Origin of the sequence: Pseudonocardia sp. DR1-2 (genome assembly GCF_023717215.1) — a bacterium.
Taxonomy (GTDB): Bacteria; Actinomycetota; Actinomycetes; order Mycobacteriales; family Pseudonocardiaceae; genus Pseudonocardia; species Pseudonocardia alni.
This window is the reverse complement of sequence record NZ_JAMQOF010000001.1, coordinates 657444-678547: the sequence shown is the minus strand read 5'-3', so window position 1 is coordinate 678547 and position 21104 is coordinate 657444. Positions and strand designations below refer to the sequence as shown.

Below are 21104 nucleotides of genomic sequence, written 5' to 3'. Positions count from 1 at the left end.
GGCCGGGTCCTGACGCGATCCTGACGCCCGGGGACGGCACGAGGGGGCCGCCCCCGGGCGTCCGGCGAGGAGGTGGCGAGCGCCTCGAACGGGCTGACGCGGGGGCCCGGGACCGTTAAGATCCCGTTCCGGTGTGCCGGGAAGTCTGGTCGGCGAGCGCTGCCCCCTGCCCTCCCGACCTCCCCGGAGCCCCGTGAACACCACCCCCGCCCCCCGCCGCCTGTTCTCCCGCGGTTCGTGGGCACAGGCCCGTCGCGTCGCCGACGTGCTGCGCACCGAGACCGTCGGCGGCGTCCTGCTCGTCATCGCGGCCGCGGCGGCGCTGCTGTTCGCCAACTCGCCCTGGCGCGACGCCTACACCGCGCTCGCCGGGTTCACCGTCGGCCCCGCCGCGCTGCATCTGGACCTGTCGCTCGCGACCTGGGCCGCCGACGGCCTGCTGGCGATCTTCTTCTTCGTCGTCGGGCTGGAGCTCAAACGCGAGTTCCTGGCCGGGGACCTGCGCGACCCGCGCACGGCGCTGCTGCCGGTCGCGGCGGCCGTCGGCGGCATGGCGGCGCCCGCACTGATCTATGTCGCGATCAACCTCGCGAACCCCGACGCGCTGGTCGGCTGGGCGATCCCGACCGCCACCGACATCGCGTTCGCGCTCGCGGTGCTCGCCGTCATCGGGACGCACCTGCCCACCGCGCTGCGGACCTTCCTGCTGACCCTCGCCGTCGTCGACGACCTGCTGGCCATCACGATCATCGCGGTCTTCTACACCGACCGGCTGTCGGTGCCCGCCCTGCTCGGCGCCCTCGTCCCGCTGGCGCTGTTCACCCTCGCGGTGCAGCGCGGGATCCGCTCCTGGTGGGTGCTGCTGCCGCTCGCCGCGATCACCTGGGTGCTCGTGCACGAGTCCGGGGTACACGCCACCGTCGCCGGTGTCCTGCTCGGCTTCGCGGTGCCGGTCCTGGGGCGCCGCCGGGTGCACGGGGTGTCGCTGTCGGAGCACTTCGAGCACCGCTGGCGCCCGTTGTCGGCCGGGTTCGCGGTGCCGGTGTTCGCGTTCTTCGCCGCCGGAGTCACGGTGGTCGGCGGCGACGGTGACGGCGGTGGGTTCGGCGCGGCCCTGGTCGACACCGTCACCCTCGGCATCGTCGCCGGCCTGGTGGTCGGCAAGACCGTGGGCGTGCTCGGCTCGACCTGGCTGGTGCAGCGGTTCACCCGGGCCGAGCTGTCCGACGACCTGTCCTGGTGGGACCTGCTCGGTCTCGCCCAGCTCGCCGGGATCGGTTTCACCGTGTCGTTGCTGGTCGGTGAGCTGGCGTTCGGGACCGGCACCCCGCAGGACGACCACGTCAAGATCGGGGTGCTGTGCGGCTCGCTGCTCGCGGCGCTGCTGGCGACGGTGGTCCTGCGCTCCCGCAACGCCCACTACCGGCGTCTCCAGGAGGTCGAGACGCGCGACGACGACGGTGACGGGGTGCCGGACGTCTACCAGGAGGGCGAACCCCGCCGGGACGGCTGAGCGCCGGGTCAGCGGTGGTCGGCGCGGGCCGCGGCGTGCCGCACCGCGGCCGGCGAGAGACCGCGCCGCCCGCGGTCCCAGTCACCGGTGTCCGGGCGCACACACGGCAGGGCGTGCACGAAGCTGCGGGCCGGTCCGCCGTCGGCCGCGGTCCCGCCGTGGGTGCGCATCCGCAGCGGCTCGCGGGTCGGGTCGATCGGGTTGAGGCAGCGCTCGCACAGCGCGTCCCGGATCACGCGGCCCACCGCCCGGCCGGGACGACGGTGCCCGCGGGGACACACGCCGCGACGTGCACGACGGCCTCGCGCCAGGTCACCTCGCCGGCCGCGTCGGCCGACTCGATGTGGGACAACCGGTAGACGCGTTCGGTCGCGGCGTCGACGGGGGCGTAGCAGCGCTCGCAGAGCTGGATCATCGGGCTCGACCTCGCGGCTCTCTCTCGGGATCGGACGGCCAGGATCCACCCACCGGCCGTCGTCCGGACACCGGAACGTGACCGGCGCCGCTGTGTGGTCCGCCCCACCTGACCTGCGGCGTCGTCATCGGTGAGCGGGCGGGCGGTGTCGCGGCGGGGAACGGTGGGGGCCCCGTCCTAGACTCGGCGGTTCCCCGTACCCGACCGCTCCGGGAGTTCCTCCGTGCGCTTCGTGCACGCCGCCGACCTGCACCTCGACAGCCCGCTGCGCGGCCTGTCGCGGCTCGGCGACTCCGGGCTCGCCACGACGCTGCGCGCGGCGACCCGGCGGGCCTGCGAGAACCTCGTCGACGCGGTCGTCGACTCCGGGGCCGAGGCGCTCGTGCTGCCCGGTGACGTCTACGACGGGGACTGGAAGGACTACGCGACCGGCGCGTTCTTCGTCCGGCAGCTCTCGCGGCTGCACGACGAGGGCATCCCGGTGTTCCTCATCAGCGGCAACCACGACGCCGAGTCCGAGATCACCCGCTCGCTGCGGCTGCCGCCCAACACCCACCGGCTCTCGGTGGACGCGCCCGAGACCGTCGTCGACGACGACCTCGGCCTCGCCGTGCACGGCCAGGGCTTCGCCCGCCGCGCGGTGCTGGAGAACCTCGTCCCCGCCTACCCCGACCGGATCCCCGGTCTGGTCAACGTCGGCATGCTGCACACCTCGGTGCAGGGCGACGACCGGCACGACACCTACGCCCCCTGCCGCCCCGAGGACCTGTCCGGCTGCGGCTACGAGTACTTCGCCCTCGGCCACGTGCACGAGCAGCGCGCCGTCTGCGACGGCCCGCACCCGGCCTGGTTCTCCGGGAACCTGCAGGGCCGCCACCCGCAGGAGCGCGGCGCGAAGGGCGCCCTGCTCGTCGACGCGGCCCCCGAGCGGTGGGCGACGGTCACCCCGCTGGTCCTCGACGTCGCCCGCTGGGAGCTCGTCGAGGTCGACATCGCCGGGCTCGGCGGCGCGGACGAGGTCTACGAGGCCGTCGAGTCCGCGCTGCGCGAGCGGTGCGCCGCCGCCGCGCCGCGCACCGTCGTCGCCCAGGTGACGCTGCACGGCGCCGGGCCGGCCGCCGGGGACCTCACCTCGGCCGAGGGGGTCCGCACCGAGCTGGAGCTGCTCGCCGAGCGCTGCGGAGCGGTGCTGGAGAAGGTCCGCAACCGCACCCGCCCGCCCGCCGGGGCGCTCGCCGTCGACCCGGAGCTGACCGCCGCGGTGTCCGCCGCCGCCGCCGGTCTGGCCGCCGACCCGGACCGCATCCGCGAGCTCGCCGCCCCGCTGGAACGCGAGGTCGGCCGCCGGCTGCGCGAGGCGGGCCTGCTGGACCTGCGCGACGACGAGCGCCTCGCCGCGCTGGCCCGCCAGGCCGAGCAGCAGCTGCTGGCCCGGATGGCCGGGTCGTGACCACGACCGCGCGGCTGCGCACGCTGGTCCTGGAGCGCTACGGCGCCTACGAGGGCCGCGAGCTGACCCTCGGCGACGGTCTGACGATCGTGTCCGGACCCAACGAGGCCGGCAAGACCACCCTGCTCGACGCCCTGTCCGACCTGCTGTGGGGGATGCCCCGCCCGGTGCGCCACGCCTACGCCGTCGGCCCGTCGCGGCTGGCCGTCTCGGCCCGGGTCGCCGGTGCGGGTGCCGCGGGTACTGCGGGGGCCGAGACCGTGCTGCGCCGCACCACCCGCGGCCTGCACGACGACACCGGCGCGGTCGCCGACCCGCCCTGGGGCGAGTCCGGTGCCGACGCCCGGCGCCGCTGGCGGGAGGGGTTCGGGCTCGGCCACGAGGAGCTGCGCGAGGGCGGCCGGGCACTGTGCGCGGGGGAGGGGGACCTCGCCGAGCTGGTGTTCACCGCCCGCAGCGGCCGCGACGCCCGCGCCCTGATCGCCGCGCTGGACACCGAGGCCGACGCCCTGTTCAAGGACCACCGGGGCAACCGGTCGGTCGAGGTGCGCGCGGCGTTCGCCCGGTTCACCGAGACCGAGAAGGCCGTGGGGGAGCGGGTGTCGCGGGCCGGTGAGGTGACGGCGCTGGCCGAGGAGATCGCCCGGCTGGAACGCCGCGCCGCGGAGCTGACCCGCACCCGTCGCGGGGCGGCAGGGGCGGCGGAGGCGGCCCGGCAGGCCGTCCGCGGCCAGGAGCCGGCCCGGGAGCTGGCCGCGCTGCGCGCCGAACGCGCCGCACTGTGCGCGACCGGCGCCGCCCTCGACGCGGCCTCGCTGGAGGAGTACACCCGCGCCACCGCCGCGCTGGCCGACGCCGAGACCGCCCGCGACGAGCACCGCGCCACCGCCGACGCACTGCGGGCCCGCCGCGCCGAGCTCGACCTCGACGAGGACCTGCTCGCCGACGCCACCCGGGTCCGCGAGCTGGAGTCCGCCGCCCAGGCCCGCCGCGGCGACGCCGAGCGGGCGGCCCGGCTGCGCGCCGACGCCGCCGAGGCCCACCGCCGTGCCGAGACCGCGCTGGCCGGGCTGGTCGCCGAGGACGGGCGCAGCCCCGCCGACCGGCTCGCCGCCGTCCACCTGCCGGCCGACCGGGCCCGCGACCTCGACGAGCACGCCCGCCGCCTCACCGAGGCGATCGCCGAGCAGGCCCGTGCGGAGCGGCTGCACACCGACGCGCTCGCCGAGGTCCGCGAGGTGGCCGACGTCCCGGGCGGTCTCGACGCCGACCGGGTCGGCCGGGTCGCCGAGGTCCGCCGCGCGATCGAGGCCGAGGGGTCGGCCGCCGCGCTGTGCCGGGCCGCCGTCGCCGACGGCGACGCCGCCCGCAGCCGGCGCGCCGAGGCGCTCGTCGCGGCCGGGTACCGGGGCACCTCCGACGACCCCGCCGTCGACGGTCGCGGTGTGCTGGCCCCGCCGCGCCGCGAGGTCCGGGAGCTGCGGGCCGCACTGCGCACCGCCGAGCAGGACCAGCGCGGCGCCGAGCGGGCCGCCGCGGACGCCGCGGACCGTGCGCACCGCGCCCGGGCCGCCCGCGACGGGGTGGCCGCCGACGGCCGCCCGGTCGGCGCGGACGCGCTCGCCGCGGCCCGCGCCACCCGTGACGCCGCGCTGGAGCAGCTGCTCGCCGCGGGGCCGGGCGGCGCCGCCGCGGCCGCGGGCAGGCTGTCCGCCGCGCTCGCCGGGGCCGACCGGGTCGCCGACGACATGATCGCCTCCGCGGACCGGGTCGCCGAGCTGGCCCACCGGGACGCCGAGCTCGACACCGCCGACGCCGAGGCCGCCCGCACCGCGGCCGCCGCCGCCGCGGCCGGGGAGCGCACCGCCGCCGCGGCCGCTGCCTGGGCGACGCTGTGGCGGGCGCACGGCGTCGCCGTCCCGGACCCGGACGACGCCGACGCCGTCGTCGCCGCGCTGGCCGAGGCCGCCCGCGCCGAGGACGACGCCGCCCGCGCCGACGAGCGCCTGGCCCGGCTGCGCGACCAGGCCGAGGTGCAGGAACGGGCGCTGGGCTCCGCGCTCGCCGCGGCCGGGCGCCCACGCGACGGCGCCCCGCTGGACGTGCTGCTCGTCGCCGCCGCCGACCTCGCGACCGAGGCCGAGCACGCCCGCGACCGGCGGGTGCTGCTGGCCCGGCTGCGCAGCGAGGCCGAACGCGCCGGGGGAGCGGCCGACGCCGCCCGCCACGAACGGGAGCTGGCCACCCAGCGCTGGCGGTTCGCGCTGCGCGGCGCCGGTCTGCCCACCGACCTGGAGCCCGCGGGCTGGGACACCCGCCGCGACACGGTCGCCGACGCCCGCACCGCGGGGGCGCTCGCCCGCCAGGACGACGAACAGGCCCGCCGTCTGGAGCGCGCCGTCGCCGCCCACGGGCGGGCGGTCGTCGCGCTGGTGGAACGGCACCTGGAGCCCGCACCGACCGGTACCGCGTCCGCGGACCGGCTCGGCGAGCTCGCCGACCGCGTCCGCGAGGTCACCAAGGCCGCGGTGTCGGCGGGCCACCTCGACGACGGCATCACCGCCGCCGAGGACGACGCCGCCCGCGCCGCCCGCAGCGCGGCCGCGGCCACCGCGGTGCTGGACCGGCTCGCCGTCGAGCTGGCACTGACCGAGGCCCCGGAGCCGGGCGGGCTGGAGGCCGCGGCGCAGCGCGGCGCGCACGTCGCCGTGCTCGACACCCGCATCGCCGAGCAGGAGCGGCTGCTGGCCGCCGCGGCGCCCGACCTCGACGCGGACGAGCTGGTCGCCGCCGCCCCGGACACCGAGCCCGGTGCGCTGACCGAGGCGCTGGACCGGGCCGAGGCCCACGAGCGCGAGCTCGGGGCCGAGCAGGACGAGGTCCGTGAGCAGCTGGGCGGGCTGCGGGCCCGGCGCCGCGAGCTGGAGGAGGCCGAGGGGGCCGCCGAGCTGTACGCCCGCGCCCAGTCCGAGCTGGCCGGCGTCGCCGACGCCGCGGAGCGCTACCTGGTGCTGCACCTGCAGCGCGAGATCCTGCGTCGCGAGCTGGAGGCCTACGAGCGCAGCCACGCCTCCCCGCTGCTGGTCCGCGCCGGGGTGGTGCTCGAACGCCTCACCGGCGGCCGGTTCGTCGCGCTGCGGCCCCCGGCCGAGGCGGGCGGCGCCGGACGCAGCCTGGTCGCGGTGCGCGCCGACGGCGAGGAGCTCGCCCCGACCCGGCTCTCGGAGGGCACCGCCGACCAGGTGCACCTCGCGCTGCGCCTGGCCGGGATCGAGCAGCTGCAGGCCGACCGGGTCGCCGCCGGGCTGCCGACGGTGCCGGTCGTGTTCGACGACGTCCTCATGACCTTCGACGACGAGCGCGGCGCCGCCGCCGTCGCCGTGCTGGGGGAGCTGGCCGCCACCGCGCAGGTCCTGCTGTTCACCCACCACGAGCACGTCGTCGGGCTCGCCCGTGACGCGGGCGTCCGGTTCACCGTCGCCGAGCTGGGGCCGCCCGCCCCGGTCGAGGTCGTCGGTGACGCCGACACCGCCCGCGCCACCCCGCTGGCCGGCTGAGCGGAGCGATCACGGAGACTCACCGACGTGGACGCGTGCGGTGAACGGTTCGTGATCGTCAGCGGCGACTCCCGGGCCGAGGTCGACGAGGTCGGGGCGGCGCTGGCCGGGTTCTCCCAGGGCGGCCGGGTCCGGGTCGAGCCGCACCCGCCCACGGCCCGCCCGCCGAAGGGTTCCGGCGCGGTGCTCGCGCCCTGGCCGAACCGGGTCCGCGGCGGCGCCTGGACCCACCGCGGGACCCGCAGGCAGCTCGCGTTGACCGAGCCGGACGCCGGCAACGCCATCCACGGCCTGCTGCGGCACGTGCCCTGGACCCCCGTGGAGCGGGCGGGGGACCGGATCACGCTGACCGCCGTCGCGCCGGTGCAGCCCGGCTGGCCGCAGCCGGTACGGGTCACGGTGACCTACGCCGTCGGCCGCGACGGGCTCACCGTCACCACGGTCGTGGAGAACCTCGGGGACGCGCCCGTCCCGTTCGGCCTCGGCTTCCACCCGTACCTGCGGGTCGGTGACGTGCCGACCGACGAGCTGGAGCTGACCCTGTCCGCGCGGACCGAGCTGCCGCTGCGCGACCAGCTCCCGGACGGCCCGGCGCGGCCGCTGGACGGAGCGGTCTCCCGGACCCGGCTCGCCGGGCTGGTCCTGGACAGCGCGTTCGGCGGCTGCACCCCCGGCGACGGCCCGGACGGCGGCGCCGACGGCCGGGTCCGGCACCGCGTCGGGTCCCGGGACGGCGGCGGCACCGAGCTGTGGGCCGACGCGGCGTTCGGCTGGGTGCAGGTCTTCATCCCGTCGGACTTCCCGCGTCAGGGCCCGGACGGAGCCGTGACGCCGTCGCGGGCGATCGCGGTCGAGCCGATGACCTGCCCGCCGGACGCGCTGAACTCGGGCACCGACCTGATCGAGCTCGTCCCCGGCGAGTCGCAGGTCCTGCGCTGGGGTGTCCACGCCACCGGGTGATCCGGATCATCCCCGGAGCGGAATACCGGAGAGGTCGTTGAACGCTCTACCTTCTGTGACTGCCCAGACCGCTTCCCCGGTGCTCCTGCCCCGCCTCGACGAGGCCGGTCGCGCCGCCCTGTTCACCGAGGCCCGCACCGCCAACACCTTCACCGACGAGCCCGTCACCGACGAGACGCTCCGCGCGGTGTGGGACCTGGCCCAGTGGCCGCCGACCGCGGCCAACACCCAGCCGCTGCGCGTGACCTTCGTCCGCAGCGACGAGGGGAAGCAGCGCCTGCTGCCGCTGCTCGCCGAGGGCAACCGGGCCAAGTCCGAGGCCGCCCCGGTCGTCGCGGTCCTGGCCGCGGACCTCGACTTCCACGAGCACTCGGACACCACGTTCCCGGTCAAGCCCGGCTTCCGCGAGGGCCTGGAGTCCCAGGGCCGTGCGGGCCGCGAGCCGATGGCGCGGTTCAACGCCTCGCTGCAGATCGGCTACGTCCTGCTCGCCGCCCGCGCGCACGGCCTCGCCACCGGCCCGATGGCCGGCTTCGACGCCGACGCCGTCACCGAGGAGTTCTTCCCCGGCGGCCGGCACCGCGCGCTGCTCGTGGTCAACCTGGGCCACCCCGGCCCGGACGCCTGGCACCCGCGGCTGCCCCGCCTCGACGCCGCGGACGTGCTCGACTTCGCCTGAGCGCGCCACGACCGCACCGACGGGGGCGTCCGCACAGCGGGCGCCCCGTCGGCGTCGGAGCTCACCCGCAGGTCTGCAGCGCCGTCAGCAGGCTCGACGCCCGGTCGTCGACGTCCTCGGCGCGCATCTCGTTGGTGAGGAAGGAGAACCCGAGCCCCCGCTCGGGCCAGGCACCGTGCCGTCCGCCGCCCGCGCCGGAGTGCCCGAACGCGACCGGCTCGGGTCCGTAGGTCCCGATCGGGTCGGCGAGCTCGAAGCCGAGGCCGAACCGCAGCGGCCGGTCGTTGACCGCATCGGTCCCCTCCGACCAGGTCCGGGTGGCCCGGGCCAGCGCCGCGGCCGGTACCGGGGAGGCCCCCGGTGCCGGGCCCGACGGGCACAGCGCCGCGTAGAACCGGGCCATCGACGGCGCGCTCGCCAGGCCGGCCCCGGCCAGCCCGCCGGACCGGTGGTAGACGCCCGTGTTCGGCAGGTCCGGCTCCTCGAGCAGCATCCGGTACATCCGTTCGACGAGTCGTCGACGCCGCGGGTCGGTGAGGAACGTCGAGATCCGGTAGTCCGGGTCGCGCACGATCCGCGCCGGTCCTGGTGGGGCCGCACCCAGGAACACCCGGGCACCGGGGACCTGCGCGACCAGGTCGCGCACGACCGCACGGGGGTCCCGCCCGGTGACCCGCGCCAGCAGCTCCGCGGTCATCGCCCCGTAGGTCGTCGGGTGGTAGGCGACCGCCGTGCCCGGCTCCCACAGCGGCTCCTGCCGGGCGAGCACCGCGGCGCACGCCCGGTCGTCCCACCGGTCGTCCCCGGCCGGCTCGGGGTCGGGGTACAGCAGCCCGACGGTGTGCGAGAGCACCTGACCGACGGTCACGCGCTCCTTGCCGCCCGCAGCGAACTCCGGCCAGTACCGGGCCACCGGAGCGTCCGGCTCCAGCCGGTCGGACACCGCGGCGCAGGCGGCCGCGGTCAGACCCTTGGTGCCGGAGAACAGCACCGCGACCGTGTCCGCCTCCCAGGGCCGTCCGGTGGCGGGGTCGGCGAGCCCGCCGTGCAGCTCGACGAGCACCTCCCCGTCGCGGACCACCGAGAACGCGACGCCGGCACGGCTCCCGGCGAGCACCGCGGCGAAGGCGTCCGCGACGGCGGAGTACCCGGGCGCGACGGTGCCCCGCATCCCCCCGCTCATCGGACCGCCGCCATCGACGGCGTGTGCGCCAGCAGCTCGCGGGTGTAGTCGTTCGCGGGGTTCGACAGGACCTCCTCGACGGTGCCCTGCTCGACGATCCGGCCGCCCTGCAGCACCGCGATCCGGTCGGCCACCTCGCGGGCCAGGGCGATGTTGTGGGTCACGAACACCATCGCCGTGCCCAGCTCCCGGCGGACCAGGGCGAGCAGGTCCAGGATCGCGGCCTGCACCGACACGTCCAGCGCCGAGGTGACCTCGTCGCACACGAGCACGTCCGGCGCGGTGACCAGGGCCCGCGCGATGGCCGCACGCTGTCGCTCGCCGCCCGAGAGCGACCCCGGGTAGCGCGCCGCGAACGACTCGTCGAGCCGTACCTGGCGCAGCATGTCCAGGACCCGGGCCCGGCGGGTGCCTGCGTCGGCGTCGGTGAGGTGGCGCAGCGGCACCTCCAGCGACCCGGCCAGGGTCCGGCGCGGGTTCAGCGACGCGAACGGGCTCTGGAACACGTACTGCACGCTGCGCAGCTGGGCGTGGGACCGCGGGGTGGCCAGCTCCTCGCCCTTGAGCGTCAGCGTCCCCGCGTCCAGCGGCAGCAGCCCGGACAGCCCGCGGGCCAGTGTGGTCTTCCCCGAGCCGGACTCGCCGAGCAGCATCAGGCACTCGCCCGGCCACAGTTCCAGGTCCACCCCGTCGAGGACGGTGGTCGCGCCGTAGCGCTTCCCGGCGCCGGACACCCGCAGCACCGGCTCGCCGCCCGCGTCGCCGCTCGGGACCGGTGTCCGCTCCACACGCCGGTCCAGGTCGGGCACCGCGGCGATCAGGCCCCGCGTGTACGGGTGCTCGGGGGCGGTGAGCACCCGGGCCACCGGCCCGGTCTCGACGACCTCCCCGGACTGCATGACCGCGACCCGGTCGGCCAGCCCGGCGACGACGGCGAGGTCGTGGGTGATGTAGAGCGCCGCCGTCCCCGAGCGGGTCACCAGCTCCCGCACGGTGTCCAGGACGAGGTCCTGGGTGGTGACGTCGAGGCCGGTCGTCGGCTCGTCGAGCACGACGACGTCGGGCCGGTTCGCGAACGCGGCCGCGATCCCGACCCGCTGCTGCTGCCCGCCCGAGAGCTGGTGCGGGTAGCGGGCCAGGAACGCGTCGTCGTCGGGCAGACCGACCTCGGCGAGGACCTCCCGGACCCGGCCGGTGACGTCGCCGTCCCAGGAGTGCGCCTCCAGCACCTCGGCGACCTGGGTGCCGACCCGCAGCAACGGGTTCAGCGACAGCGCCGGGTCCTGCGGCACGTAGCTGACCAGCCGGCCGCGGACCCCGCGCAGCGTGACCGGGTCGAGCGTGAGCAGGTCCTCGTGGGTCTCGGTGTGGCCGTGGAACGCCATGGTGCCGCCGGTGTGCGCGAGCCCGGTCCGGAAGTGGCCGAGCGCGGCCAGTGCCGCCGTCGTCTTCCCGGAGCCGGACTCGCCGACCAGCGCGAGGATCTCACCCGGGGCGACCGCGTAGTCGACACCGTGCAGCACCTCCCGCCCGCCGGTGGTGGACACGCGCAGGCCCGTGCAGCCGATCGTGGGTGTCGCGGTGGCGGTCATGCGCCCTCCCCGGTGGTGTCGGCCGACTCCTTGGCGAGGGCGTCGGTGATCATGTTGGTGCCGACGGTGAGGACCGCGATGGCCAGCACCGGCAGCAGGACGCCCCAGGGGGCGACGATCAGCGCGATCCGGTTCTCGTTGATCTGCAGACCCCAGTCCGCGGCCGGCGGCTGCACGCCCAGACCGAGGAACGACAGCGAGGCGATGTAGCCGATCGAGTAGGTCAACCGCAGGCCCAGCTCCACCATCAGCGGGCCGGTGATGTTCGGCAGGATCTCGGTGCCGAGGATCCGGCGGCGCGGGACGCCGTACATCCGGGCGGCCAGCACGTAGTCCTGCCCGGCGACCGACAGCGTGGCCTGCCGCGCGACCCGGGCCACCCGGGGGATGTGCGAGATCCCGATGACCAGCACCAGCAGCCAGCCGGACGAGCCGAGCACGGCCACCGCGAGCAGCGCCAGCACCAGCTGCGGGAACGACAGCAGCACGTCGCCGCCCCGCATGATCAGGGTGTCGAGCCGGCCGCCGGAGTACCCGGCGAGCATGCCGGCGACCGCACCGCCGACCAGGCCCAGCGCGGTCGCGGCGAGCGCGTAGAGCAGGACCGGCCCACCACCCGCGAGGAAGCGGGCGACCACGTCGCGCCCGAGGTCGTCGGTGCCGAGGACACCGTCGGAGCTGAACGGGCGGCCGGCGAAGTCGTCGACGCCGAAGCCGGTCAGCAGGGGGCCGAGCGTCGGCCCGAGCAGGGCGACGGCGACGACGACCAGGGTCAGCGCTGCCCCGATCCGGGCCTGGCGGCGCCGGAAGGTGCGCCGGACGAGTCCGGCCGGTGCGGACGCGGCGCCGGCGGTGACGGGGGGACTGGTGACGCTCATCGGGTACCTCCGGCGGTACGGATCCGCGGGTCGGCCAGGATCCCGGCGACGTCGGCGGCCAGGTTGACCACGACGTAGAACGCGGCGATCAGCATCGAGATCGCCTGGACCACCTGCACGTCGCGGTTGTTGACGGCGTCGATCAGCGCCTGCCCGATGCCGGGGTAGCGGAAGAGGAACTCGACCACCACGACGCCGCCGGCCAGCCACGCCAGCTGCAGCGCCAGCACCTGGGCCACCGGCCCGACGGTGTGCGGCACGGCGTGGCGCAGCAGCACCGTGCGTTCGGGGAGGCCCTTGAGCCGGGCCATCTCCACGAACCCGGTGTCGAAGGTCTCCGACAGCGTCGCCCGGGTCATCCGGACGACGTAGGGGATCACGACCAGGGCCAGGGTCAGCACCGGCAGCACGAGCTGCTCGGGCCGGCTCCACACCGGCTCGCCCGGCCGGGCGATCGTGACCGACGGCAGGACCTGCAGCACCGAGGTCGCGAACAGCACCACCAGCAGCACACCGATGACGAACTCGGGAAGGGCGGCCAGCACCAGGCTGCTGCCCGACAGCGCGGAGTCGGTGCGGGTGCCGCGGCGGACCGCGGCCCAGGCGCCCAGCGCCAGCGCGACCGGGGTGGCGACGACCGCGGTCAGCACGAGCAGCACCCCGGACGCCGCGATCCGGCCGCCGAGCAGCTCGGTGACCGGTCCCTGGGTGGCCGCGGAGTAGCCGAGGTCGCCGGTGAGGACGCCGCCCAGCCAGCCGAGGTAGCGCTCCCAGACCGGCCGGTCCAGGCCCAGCTGCTGGGTCAGCGCCGCGACCCGTTCCGGGGTGGCCTGCTGGCCGAGGATGGCGCGCGCCGGGTCGCCGGGCAGCAGCAGCGTCGCCGCGAAGACCAGCAGCGACACCACGAACAGGACCAGGACGCTCACCAGCAGCCGCCGGAGGATCATTCTCGTCACGAGGCTCATGCGCCGACCCATGCCTTCCGGAACTCGTAGCCGGACAGCGACAGCCCGGTGCGGCTGGGCGTGAGCCCGCCGACGTAGCTCTGGTGGGCGTCCACCCGGTTCGGGAAGCCCCAGATGAGGTAGCCGCCGCGGTCGTACTCGATGCGCTGGGCCTGGCGGACCAGCTCGCCGCGCCGGGCCGTGTCCACCTCGGCGCGGGCCCGGCGGACGATCCGGATGTACTCGGCGTCGTCCCAGTGCGTCTCGTTGAACGGCGAGTCCGGGAGCGACGACGACCCGGCCTGCGGCAGGTAGTTGCGGGTGTTCCAGAAGCTCTGCGCGAACTCCCACTGCAGGTACTGGTCGGAGAAGAAGGTGGAGGTGTCCACCCGGCGCAACCCGATGTCGATGCCGGCCGCGCGGGCCTGGGTGACCAGCACCTGCGCCGACTCCACCGAGCCCGCCTGGATCGGCGAGGTCACCAGCTCCAGCGACAGGTTCGGCTTCCCGGCCGCCGCGAGCAGGTCGCGGGCCCGTTCCACGTCCCGGTCGCGGCGCGGGTCGAGGTAGTCCGGGTCGAACCGGCCGTACAGGTCGCCCGCGGGAGCCCCCTGGCCCGACAGCACCTGGCTGAGCATCTCGCCGCGGCCGGTGGCCAGGCGCAGCGCCTGACGCACCCGGACGTCGTCGAACGGCTCGACGTCGACCCGCATCGTGAACGGCAGCCAGCTGCCGGTCTCGGCGGTGAGCAGGGAGATCGAGTCGTAGGCGCCGACGACCTCGGTGAGCGACAGCGGGACCTGGTCGATGGCGTCGACCTGGCCCGACAGCAGCGCGTTGATCCGGGCGTCCTCCTCGCTGAAGTTGATCAGCTCGAGTCGGTCGACCCAGGGCTGGTCGGGACGCCAGTAGCCGTCGTGTCGCACGAACACGCTCTGCTGGCCGGGGGAGAAGGACTGGTACCGGAAGGCCCCGGTGCCGACGGGACGGTCGAGCGAGAAGTCGGCGGGGACGATCCCGACGCTGTACTCGGCCAGGTACTGGTCGAACACCGGCCCGGGCTCGGAGAGCAGGAACCGGACCCGGTCGTCACCGGCGACGACGACGTCGTCGAGGGTCTCCAGCTGGGCGGCACCGGACTTGGGATCGGCCGGGTCGGTGATCCGCCTGAAGGTCGCGACGACGTCGTCGGGGGTCACCGGACGCCCGTCGTGGAAGGTGATGCCGGGCCGGATGACCGCCGTCCAGCTGCGGGCGCCGGGGTCGGGGCGGACGGACGCGGCGACGGCGGGCTGGAGCGTGTAGTCGTCGTCCCACCGCAGCAGCGGCTCGTAGAGGCTGACGACGCGGGCGATGTCCGGGTTGGTGGCGGGGCTGTGCGGGTCGAGGGTGTCCGACGACCCGCCGCCGGTCACCCCCACCCGCAGGACGCCGCCGCGACGGGGGGCTCCGGCCTCACGGGCCGTGGCCGGCCCGCCGCAGCCGGCCAGGACGGCCGCCGCGGCCAGGCCGGCCGCTCCGCCCAGCAGGCGGCGGCGGGAGAACCCGCCGCGTACCGGTGTCGGGCTGATCATGAACGTGTCTCCTCGCAGAGGGCCCCGGTCGTGCCGGGGCCGCGGTCTCGGGCACATCACGTCGAGGGGCGCCGCACCTCCCCCCGGCCGACGGCCGCGATCGACCGGCCCGCGTGCTCGGGCTCGCCGGGCACGTGGAGCGCGTCGAGGGCGGCGGCGACGTCGGCGGGGAACGCCTCGGCCCCGTCGGGGCCGACGTGCAGGCACATCAGCTCCTCGGTCGCCCGCAGCCGCCCCTCGACGTGCAGCTCGTGCCACAGGCGCAGCCGCTTGGCGTCGCGGCCGAGGAGCCGGGTGCGGACCTCGAGCGCGGCGCCGGGACCGACCTCGCGCAGGTACCGGACGTGCGCCTCGACGGTGTACAGCGAACGGCCGGTGGCCTCGCGGTAGCCGGGGTCCATCCCGGCCCGGTCCATCAGCGCGGTCGTCGCGTCGCCGAACACCAGCACGTAGTACGGCTCGGACAGGTGCCCGTTGTAGTCGATCCACTCGGGACGGACGGTGGCGGAGTACCGCAGCGGCTCATCCACCGGTGCCCCCGGCGGCGCGGGCCGCGGCGACCGCACGCCGGACGGCGATGACGGCCCGGTCGCGCTCGGCGACCAGCTCCGCCATCGGCCGCCCACCGGCGGAGACCTCGGCGCCGGCGACCATGTCGTCGCGCAGCTCCCGGGTCAGCTCCGGGGCCTCCAGACGCGTCCACGGTGCCTTCAGCGACGGTCCGAAGTGGTCCAGCATGTGCGCCATCCCGCCCTGGCCACCGGCCAGGTGGAAGGTCAGGCAGGGACCGTGCACCGGCCAGCGCAGCCCCGGGCCGTCGGTGATCGAGCGGTCGATCTCCTCCGGGGTGGCCTCGCCCGCGGCGACCATGTGCAGCGCCTCGCGCCAGATCGCCTCCTGCAGCCGGTTCGCGATGAAGCCGGGCAGCTCCCGCTCCATCTCGATCACCGACTTCCCGATGTGCCGGTAGAAGTCCGCGGCCCGCGAGGCCGCCCAGGCCTCGGTCTTCTCGCCGCCGACGACCTCGACCAGCGGGATCAGGTACGGCGGGTTGAACGGGTGCCCGACGACGAGCCGGCCCGGCTCGGCCGCGGTGGTCGCCATGTCGGTCATCGGGAACCCCGAGGTCGACGACGCCACCACCACGTCCGGCCCGGCCGCCACGGCGGCGTCGGCCAGCTCGGCCAGCAGGGCGCGCTTGAGGTCCAGGTCCTCCGGGGCGCTCTCCTGCACGAAGTCCGCTCCCGCGACGGCCTCGGCCGCGGTCGGGTGCACCGTCAGCGCGTCCCGGTCGGCGCCCTCGGCCAGGCCCAGCTCGGTGAGCGCGGGCCAGGCGGCGTCGACCACCCGGCGCAGCTTCTCCCCGGCGTCCGGGGCGGGGTCCCAGGCCCGGACCCGCAGCCCGCGGGCCAGGAAGTACGCCGCCCAGCCGGCGCCGATCACCCCGGCGCCGATGCAGGCGACGGTCCGGATCTCCGTGACGGGACGCGGCTCAGGCACCGGTGCGCTCCTTCAGGCCGAGGATCTCGCGGGCGCGGTCCGGCGTCGCCACCGAGGCGCCGAGGTTCTGCACGATCTCCACCGCCCGCTCGGTGAGCTGCTCGTTGGTCGCCTTCACCCCGCGCGAGAGGTAGAGGTTGTCCTCCAGCCCGACGCGGGCGTGCCCGCCGGCCAGCACCGACTGGGCCACCCACGGCAGCTGGTCGCGCCCGATCGCGAACGAGGCGAAGTTGGCGCCCTCGGGCAGCAGGTTCACCTCCGCGGCCAGCACGCCCGGGTCGGCCGGGGCGCCGTAGGGGATGCCCATGCACAGCTGGAACAGCGACGGGGCGTCGACGAGGCCCTCCTCGACCAGCACGGTGGCGAACCACAGCTGGCCGGTGTCGAAGATCTCCAGCTCGGGCTTCACGCCGAGCTCCTGGACCCGCTTGGCGCCGGTGCGCAGCATGTCCGGGGTGGAGACGTAGAGCTGGTTGCCCTCGCCGAAGTTGAGCGAGCCGCAGTCCAGCGTGCAGATGTCGGGCAGCAGCTCCTCGACGTGCGGGAGCCGCTCCAGGGCGTTGACCAGGTCGGTGCCGTCGATCGGCTTCAGCGGGTCCTCGGCGTCGATCACCAGGTCACCGCCCATGCCCGCGGTCAGGTTGAGCACGACGTCGACGCCCGAGTCCCGGATCAGGGTCACGGTCTCGCGGTAGAGCTCCACCGCCCGCGACGGGCTGCCGGTCTCCGGGTCGCGCACGTGGATGTGCACCACGGCGGCGCCGGCCCGGGCCGCGGCGATCGCGTCCGCGGCGATCTGTGCCGGGGTGACGGGCACGTGCGGGCTGCGGCCCACCGTGTCCCCGGCCCCGGTCACCGCGCAGGTGATGATGACGTCACGGTTCATCCGTTCTCCGTTCGATCCGTGCGTGCCGGTGCCGCGAGCACGGCCCGGTCGATGAAGGCGGCGAGGTCCGCGCGCATCTGCGCGACGGAGGTGCCGGGGGTACGCGCCATGACCTGGATGCCCAGGCCGTCGACCAGCGCGGTGAGCCGGCGGGCGGCGTCACCGGCGTCGGGGACGAAGACCCCGGTGGCGGCGCCCTCGGCGAGGGTCATGGCGACGGTGCGGAACCAGCGGTCGTAGGCGTCCCAGTACAGCTCGCGCCGGGCCGGGTCGATCGCCGACTCCGCCCACACCTGGATCCAGATCGACCACTCGCGCTCCAGCAGCGCGCCGTCGGGGAGCTGGAGGTCGATCAGCCGCAGCAGCCGGTCGTGCGGGTCGGCGATCGTGTCGAGCTCGGCGACCTGGCGGTCGAAGGCGAGGCGCACGTTGTGCCGCAGCGCGGAGTCGAGCAGCTCCGAGCGGGTGGGGAAGTGGTAGTGGATCGCCGCCGGGCTGGTACCCGCCGCCCGCGCGACGTCGGCGGTGCGGACCCGGTGGTAACCGTGGTCGGCGATCAGTTCCCACGCCGCGTCGAGGATCCGGCCGCGGGTGCCGTGGGTCCCGCCGGGCTCGCGGCCGGGGTCGGGCTCGGCGGCCGCGGCGGCGGCCCCGGTGGGGACCGCGGTCCGGGCGCGCGCTCCGTCGCGGCCGTGCAGCAGCCGGGCCACGGTCTCGCCGGTGACGTCGGCGATGCGGACGAGCTCGTCGGCGGCGAAGCGGCGGCGCCCGGCGAGCGACTTCGACAGCTTGGTCTCCTCCAGCCCGACCGCGGCCGCGAACCGGCGCTGGGTCCAGCCGTCGCGCTCCAGCAGGGCGCGCACCCGCCCGGCCACCGCGTCGTCGGCGGCCCGGGGGGCACGGGGGTCGGTCACCGGGCGACCCTAGGCCGGGACTTGCGATTAGCGCAAGCACCGACTCGGATCGTTGCTGCGCACGAGGTGTTTCGCGGAGGTTTCCGGTTCGTCGACCAGTTCGCGGCAACCGCTCGCGGAAGCGCTTGCGTCGGACACCGTGGGCGGTAGGGTCGGCCTCTCACCCGACGGTGCCGTGGGGCGCCGGGGGACGTGGCGAGGGGGACCATGCGTTCGCTGGACGAGACCGGGATCTGGACCGACGGGATCGAGGGCGTGGAGGTCCCCGGCTACGACCGGGGCGCCGTGGGCCGCGGGATCGTCCACATCGGCGTCGGCGGTTTCCACCGCGCGCACCTCGCGATGTACGTCGACGCGCTGCTCGCGTCCGGCGGGGCGCCGGAGTGGGGCATCTGCGGGGTCGGGGTGCTCGCCGCCGACGACCGGATGCGCGACGTGCTCGCGGCCCAGGACGGGCTGTACACCCTCGTGCTGAAGGAGGCCGACGGGACGCTGACGCCCCGGGTCGTCGGGTCGCTCGTCGACTACCTCTACGCCCCCGACGACCCCGAGGCCGTCATCGAGCGGATCGCGCGCCCCGACACCCGGATCGTGTCGCTGACGATCACCGAGGGCGGCTACGCGATCGACCAGAAGACCGGCGAGTTCGACCCGGACTTCCCCGGCATCCGCGCCGACCTCGACGCGATGGCGGCCGGCTCCGCCCCGACCGGGGCGTTCGGGCTGGTCGTCGAGGCGCTGGCGCGCCGCCGGGAGCGCGGCACCGGCCCGCTCACGATCATGAGCTGCGACAACATGCAGGGCAACGGCGACGTCGCCCGCCGGGTGTTCACCGGCGTCGCCCAGCTCCGCGACGCCGACCTGGGCGCCTGGGTCGCGGAGTCGATCACCTTCCCGAACTCGATGGTCGACCGGATCACCCCGGCCACCGCCGACACCGACCGCGAGGCCCTCGCAGAGCGGTTCGGGCTGCGCGACGGCTGGCCGGTCGTGTGCGAGCCGTTCACCCAGTGGGTGCTCGAGGACCACTTCGCCGCGGGCCGCCCGGAGTTCGAGCGGGTCGGGGTCCAGGTCGTCGACGACGTCGTCCCCTACGAGTTCATGAAGCTGCGCCTGCTCAACGCCACCCACCAGGCGCTGGGCTACCTCGGCTACCTCGCCGGGCACCGCTACGTGCACGAGGTCGCCCAGGACCCGACGTTCGCGTCGTTCCTGCGCGGCTACATGGACGACGAGGCCACGCCGACGCTGCGCCCGGTGCCCGGCATCGACCTCGACGCCTACAAGGACACCCTGCTGGAACGCTTCGCGAACCCGGGCGTCGCTGACACCCTGATGCGGATCAACTACGGCAGCTCCGACCGGATCTCGATCTTCCTGCTGCCGGTGGTGCGCGAGCAGCTCGCCGCGGGCGGGCCGGTCGAGCGGGCCGCGGCCGTCGTCGCCGGGTGGTGCCGCTACGCCGAGGGCGCCGACGAGCAGGGGCGGGAGATCACCCAGCAGGACCGCCTGGCCGAGGAGATGACCGCGCTCGCGCGTGCCGAGCGGGACACCCCGGGGTCGTTCCTGTCCCACCGCGGGGTGTTCGGCGACCTCGGCTCCGACGAGCGGTTCGCCGGTGCGTTCCGCTCGGCGCTGGAGTCGCTGTGGTCCCGCGGCGCCGCGGCGACCGTCGCCGACCTCGCGTGACCGGCAGGGGGAACCGATGAGTTCCCCACACGTCTGCGGTCGTAGCCGATGACCCCTCGCCTCGACCCCGGGAGACCACAGTGGGCACGATCGACGTGCATGAGTTCATCAGCCTCGACGGGGTCGTCTCCGACCCGTCCTGGACCGCGGAGTACGGCTTCACCGACGCGATGGGGGAGGCGATCGGCCGGCTGACCGACGCGGCGATCCTGCTCGGCCGGAACACCTACGAGATGTTCCACCCGGCCTGGTCGGCCCGCGGGCACGACGTCGAGTCCGGGGGCGCGTTCTTCAATGGCGCGCCCAAGCACGTCGTCACCTCCACCCTGGCCGACCCGCTGGAGTGGGAGAACTCCCGGGTGCTCGGCCCGTACGACCCGGCGCGGATCCGGCAGCTCAAGGACGCGACCGACGGCGGCATCTACGTCTCCGGCAGCGTCACCCTGGTCCGTGCGCTGCTCACCGACGGCCTGGTCGACACGCTCAACCTGTTCGTCTACCCGGTGTCGCTCGGGGCCGGGCTGCGACTGTTCGCCGAGGGCGCGCGGGTGCCGTTGCGGCTGCGCGAGTCCGAGGCCTACGAGAACGGCGTGGTCCGGCTGACCTACGGTCCGCCGCTCACCTGAGTCCGGGCGCGCTCAGTCCGGCAGTGCCGCGAAGGCCTCCCGGGCGGCCGCCAGCACGTCGCCGTAGACCCGGCGGGCCGGCGGGCCCGCCGGGTCGGCCAGCCAGCCGGCGACGGCGACCTGCATCACCGCCATCGCAGCCGCCGCGGCGAGCCGGTGGGCCGTCGCGGGGGTGTCGGCGCCGTCGCGTCCGGCGAGCGCCTGCGCGACGGTCTGCTCCACGGTCCGGCCGACGTGGGCGATCCGCGGGTGCAGCTCGGGGTGGGTGCGCAGCAGCTCCATCTGCCCGTGCCAGGTCGGACTGGTCGTCAGCGCCACGGTGACCTCGGCGAGCACCGCCGTCGCCGCCTCGAGCGGGGAGGTCTCGGTCCGGGCGCGGACCTCGGCGGCGAGCTCGTCGAGGGAGGCGGTGTCCCAGTCGAAGAGCACCGCGTCCTTCGACGGGAAGTGGTTGAAGAACGTGCGCGGCGCGACGTCGACGTCGGCGCAGATCTCCTCGACGGTGAACGCGTCCGGGCCCTGGGTGCGCGCGCGTTCCAGGGCCGCGGCGCGCAGCGCCTGGCGGGTCCGCACCTTCTTGCGCTCCCGCAGCCCGTGGCAGCGCGCCTCCTGGTCGCTCAGCATCTCGCCGATCATGCCCGTCCCACCTCTCCCGCTGGTCCCGGCGCGGCTCGCACCCTCGAAACGTGCGGGGAGTGCAGTCGTGCAGTCACTGCAGTGTGCTTGTACATTCGTGAGCACCGC

At 75.7% G+C, this 21104-nt stretch carries 19 protein-coding genes; 7 read left to right on the top strand and 12 right to left on the bottom strand.

The window, feature by feature from the left end:
- Nucleotides 1–193 precede the first annotated feature (193 nt).
- On the top strand, nt 194–1513 hold the full coding sequence (nhaA, locus tag ND486_RS03120) for a Na+/H+ antiporter NhaA (RefSeq protein WP_251782738.1): 1320 nt from the start codon (nt 194–196) through the stop codon (nt 1511–1513).
- Between the two features lie 8 nt (nt 1514–1521).
- On the opposite strand, the gene ND486_RS03115 is transcribed toward nhaA, so the two are convergent.
- A complete protein-coding gene (locus ND486_RS03115) occupies nt 1522–1749 on the bottom strand; it encodes a hypothetical protein (protein ID WP_179759914.1) in 228 nt (75 codons plus the stop codon).
- Complete coding sequence (locus ND486_RS03110; protein WP_062394822.1) at nt 1746–1928, bottom strand: hypothetical protein; 183 nt, start codon at nt 1926–1928, stop codon at nt 1746–1748. Before ND486_RS03110 ends, ND486_RS03115 begins: the two co-directional genes overlap by 4 nt.
- Nucleotides 1929–2151: 223 nt before the next feature.
- Between ND486_RS03110 and ND486_RS03105 the strand changes: the two genes are divergently transcribed.
- From ND486_RS03105 to ND486_RS03090, 4 genes are all read left to right on the top strand, one after another.
- The gene (locus ND486_RS03105; protein ID WP_251782737.1) at nt 2152–3378 is read left to right on the top strand and encodes a DNA repair exonuclease; all 1227 of its coding nucleotides are present in this window, start codon (nt 2152–2154) and stop codon (nt 3376–3378) included.
- Nucleotides 3375–6935 (top strand): AAA family ATPase, encoded by a 3561-nt coding sequence (locus ND486_RS03100; RefSeq protein ID WP_251782736.1) that lies wholly within the window; start codon nt 3375–3377, stop codon nt 6933–6935. Before ND486_RS03105 ends, ND486_RS03100 begins: the two co-directional genes overlap by 4 nt.
- Before the next feature lie 27 nt (nt 6936–6962).
- A complete protein-coding gene (locus ND486_RS03095; protein WP_251782735.1) occupies nt 6963–7895 on the top strand; it encodes an aldose 1-epimerase family protein in 933 nt (310 codons plus the stop codon).
- 79 nt (nt 7896–7974) lie between these two features.
- Complete coding sequence (locus tag ND486_RS03090; protein WP_251782734.1) at nt 7975–8574, top strand: malonic semialdehyde reductase; 600 nt, start codon at nt 7975–7977, stop codon at nt 8572–8574.
- Between the two features lie 61 nt (nt 8575–8635).
- Here ND486_RS03090 and ND486_RS03085 read toward each other — a convergent pair whose 3' ends face one another.
- The 9 genes from ND486_RS03085 to ND486_RS03045 are packed head-to-tail and all read right to left on the bottom strand — an operon-like array spanning nt 8636 to nt 18045.
- Nucleotides 8636–9745, bottom strand: a complete 1110-nt coding sequence (locus tag ND486_RS03085; protein ID WP_251782733.1) for a serine hydrolase domain-containing protein — start codon at nt 9743–9745, stop codon at nt 8636–8638.
- Between the two features lie 8 nt (nt 9746–9753).
- Nucleotides 9754–11349 (bottom strand): ABC transporter ATP-binding protein, encoded by a 1596-nt coding sequence (locus ND486_RS03080; protein ID WP_224402556.1) that lies wholly within the window; start codon nt 11347–11349, stop codon nt 9754–9756.
- A complete protein-coding gene (locus ND486_RS03075; RefSeq protein WP_251782732.1) occupies nt 11346–12227 on the bottom strand; it encodes an ABC transporter permease in 882 nt (293 codons plus the stop codon). Before ND486_RS03075 ends, ND486_RS03080 begins: the two co-directional genes overlap by 4 nt.
- Entirely contained in the window at nt 12224–13183 is a 960-nt protein-coding gene (locus ND486_RS03070; protein ID WP_251783002.1) for an ABC transporter permease, read from the bottom strand. The genes ND486_RS03075 and ND486_RS03070 overlap by 4 nt, the downstream gene beginning before the upstream one ends.
- A gap of 5 nt (nt 13184–13188) precedes the next feature.
- Nucleotides 13189–14745 (bottom strand): ABC transporter substrate-binding protein, encoded by a 1557-nt coding sequence (locus ND486_RS03065; protein WP_251782731.1) that lies wholly within the window; start codon nt 14743–14745, stop codon nt 13189–13191.
- A 56-nt stretch (nt 14746–14801) separates the two neighbouring features.
- The gene (locus ND486_RS03060) at nt 14802–15275 is read right to left on the bottom strand and encodes a thioesterase family protein (protein ID WP_251782730.1); all 474 of its coding nucleotides are present in this window, start codon (nt 15273–15275) and stop codon (nt 14802–14804) included.
- Nucleotides 15268–16245 (bottom strand): 3-hydroxyacyl-CoA dehydrogenase NAD-binding domain-containing protein, encoded by a 978-nt coding sequence (locus ND486_RS03055; RefSeq protein ID WP_251782729.1) that lies wholly within the window; start codon nt 16243–16245, stop codon nt 15268–15270. Before ND486_RS03055 ends, ND486_RS03060 begins: the two co-directional genes overlap by 8 nt.
- Nucleotides 16238–17131, bottom strand: a complete 894-nt coding sequence (locus ND486_RS03050; RefSeq protein ID WP_251782728.1) for a 3-keto-5-aminohexanoate cleavage protein — start codon at nt 17129–17131, stop codon at nt 16238–16240. The genes ND486_RS03055 and ND486_RS03050 overlap by 8 nt, the downstream gene beginning before the upstream one ends.
- Nucleotides 17128–18045, bottom strand: a complete 918-nt coding sequence (locus ND486_RS03045) for a TetR/AcrR family transcriptional regulator (protein ID WP_251782727.1) — start codon at nt 18043–18045, stop codon at nt 17128–17130. The genes ND486_RS03050 and ND486_RS03045 overlap by 4 nt, the downstream gene beginning before the upstream one ends.
- A gap of 207 nt (nt 18046–18252) precedes the next feature.
- On the opposite strand from ND486_RS03045, the gene ND486_RS03040 reads away from it, so the two are divergent.
- Together ND486_RS03040 and ND486_RS03035 are read left to right on the top strand one after the other, a co-directional pair.
- Complete coding sequence (locus ND486_RS03040) at nt 18253–19734, top strand: mannitol dehydrogenase family protein (protein ID WP_251782726.1); 1482 nt, start codon at nt 18253–18255, stop codon at nt 19732–19734.
- A gap of 80 nt (nt 19735–19814) precedes the next feature.
- Nucleotides 19815–20360, top strand: coding sequence for a dihydrofolate reductase family protein (locus ND486_RS03035; protein WP_251782725.1), 546 nt, complete (start codon nt 19815–19817; stop codon nt 20358–20360).
- A gap of 12 nt (nt 20361–20372) precedes the next feature.
- Here the strand turns inward: ND486_RS03035 and ND486_RS03030 are convergent, their stop codons facing one another.
- Nucleotides 20373–20996: a TetR/AcrR family transcriptional regulator gene (locus tag ND486_RS03030; protein WP_251782724.1), complete on the bottom strand. Its 624-nt coding sequence runs from the start codon at nt 20994–20996 to the stop codon at nt 20373–20375.
- Between the last annotated feature and the right edge of the window lie 108 nt (nt 20997–21104).

Bases quoted from the DNA above. Each gene is read 5' to 3' on its own strand.
- ND486_RS03110 (WP_062394822.1), bottom strand. From the start codon at position 1,928: ATGATCCAGCTCTGCGAGCGCTGCTACGCCCCCGTCGACGCCGCGACC.
- ND486_RS03085 (WP_251782733.1), bottom strand. From the start codon at position 9,745: ATGCGGGGCACCGTCGCGCCCGGGTACTCCGCCGTCGCGGACGCCTTC.
- ND486_RS03080 (WP_224402556.1), bottom strand. From the start codon at position 11,349: ATGACCGCCACCGCGACACCCACGATCGGCTGCACGGGCCTGCGCGTG.
- ND486_RS03075 (WP_251782732.1), bottom strand. From the start codon at position 12,227: ATGAGCGTCACCAGTCCCCCCGTCACCGCCGGCGCCGCGTCCGCACCG.
- ND486_RS03065 (WP_251782731.1), bottom strand. From the start codon at position 14,745: ATGATCAGCCCGACACCGGTACGCGGCGGGTTCTCCCGCCGCCGCCTG.
- ND486_RS03050 (WP_251782728.1), bottom strand. From the start codon at position 17,131: ATGAACCGTGACGTCATCATCACCTGCGCGGTGACCGGGGCCGGGGAC.
- ND486_RS03040 (WP_251782726.1), top strand. From the start codon at position 18,253: ATGCGTTCGCTGGACGAGACCGGGATCTGGACCGACGGGATCGAGGGC.
- ND486_RS03030 (WP_251782724.1), bottom strand. From the start codon at position 20,996: ATGATCGGCGAGATGCTGAGCGACCAGGAGGCGCGCTGCCACGGGCTG.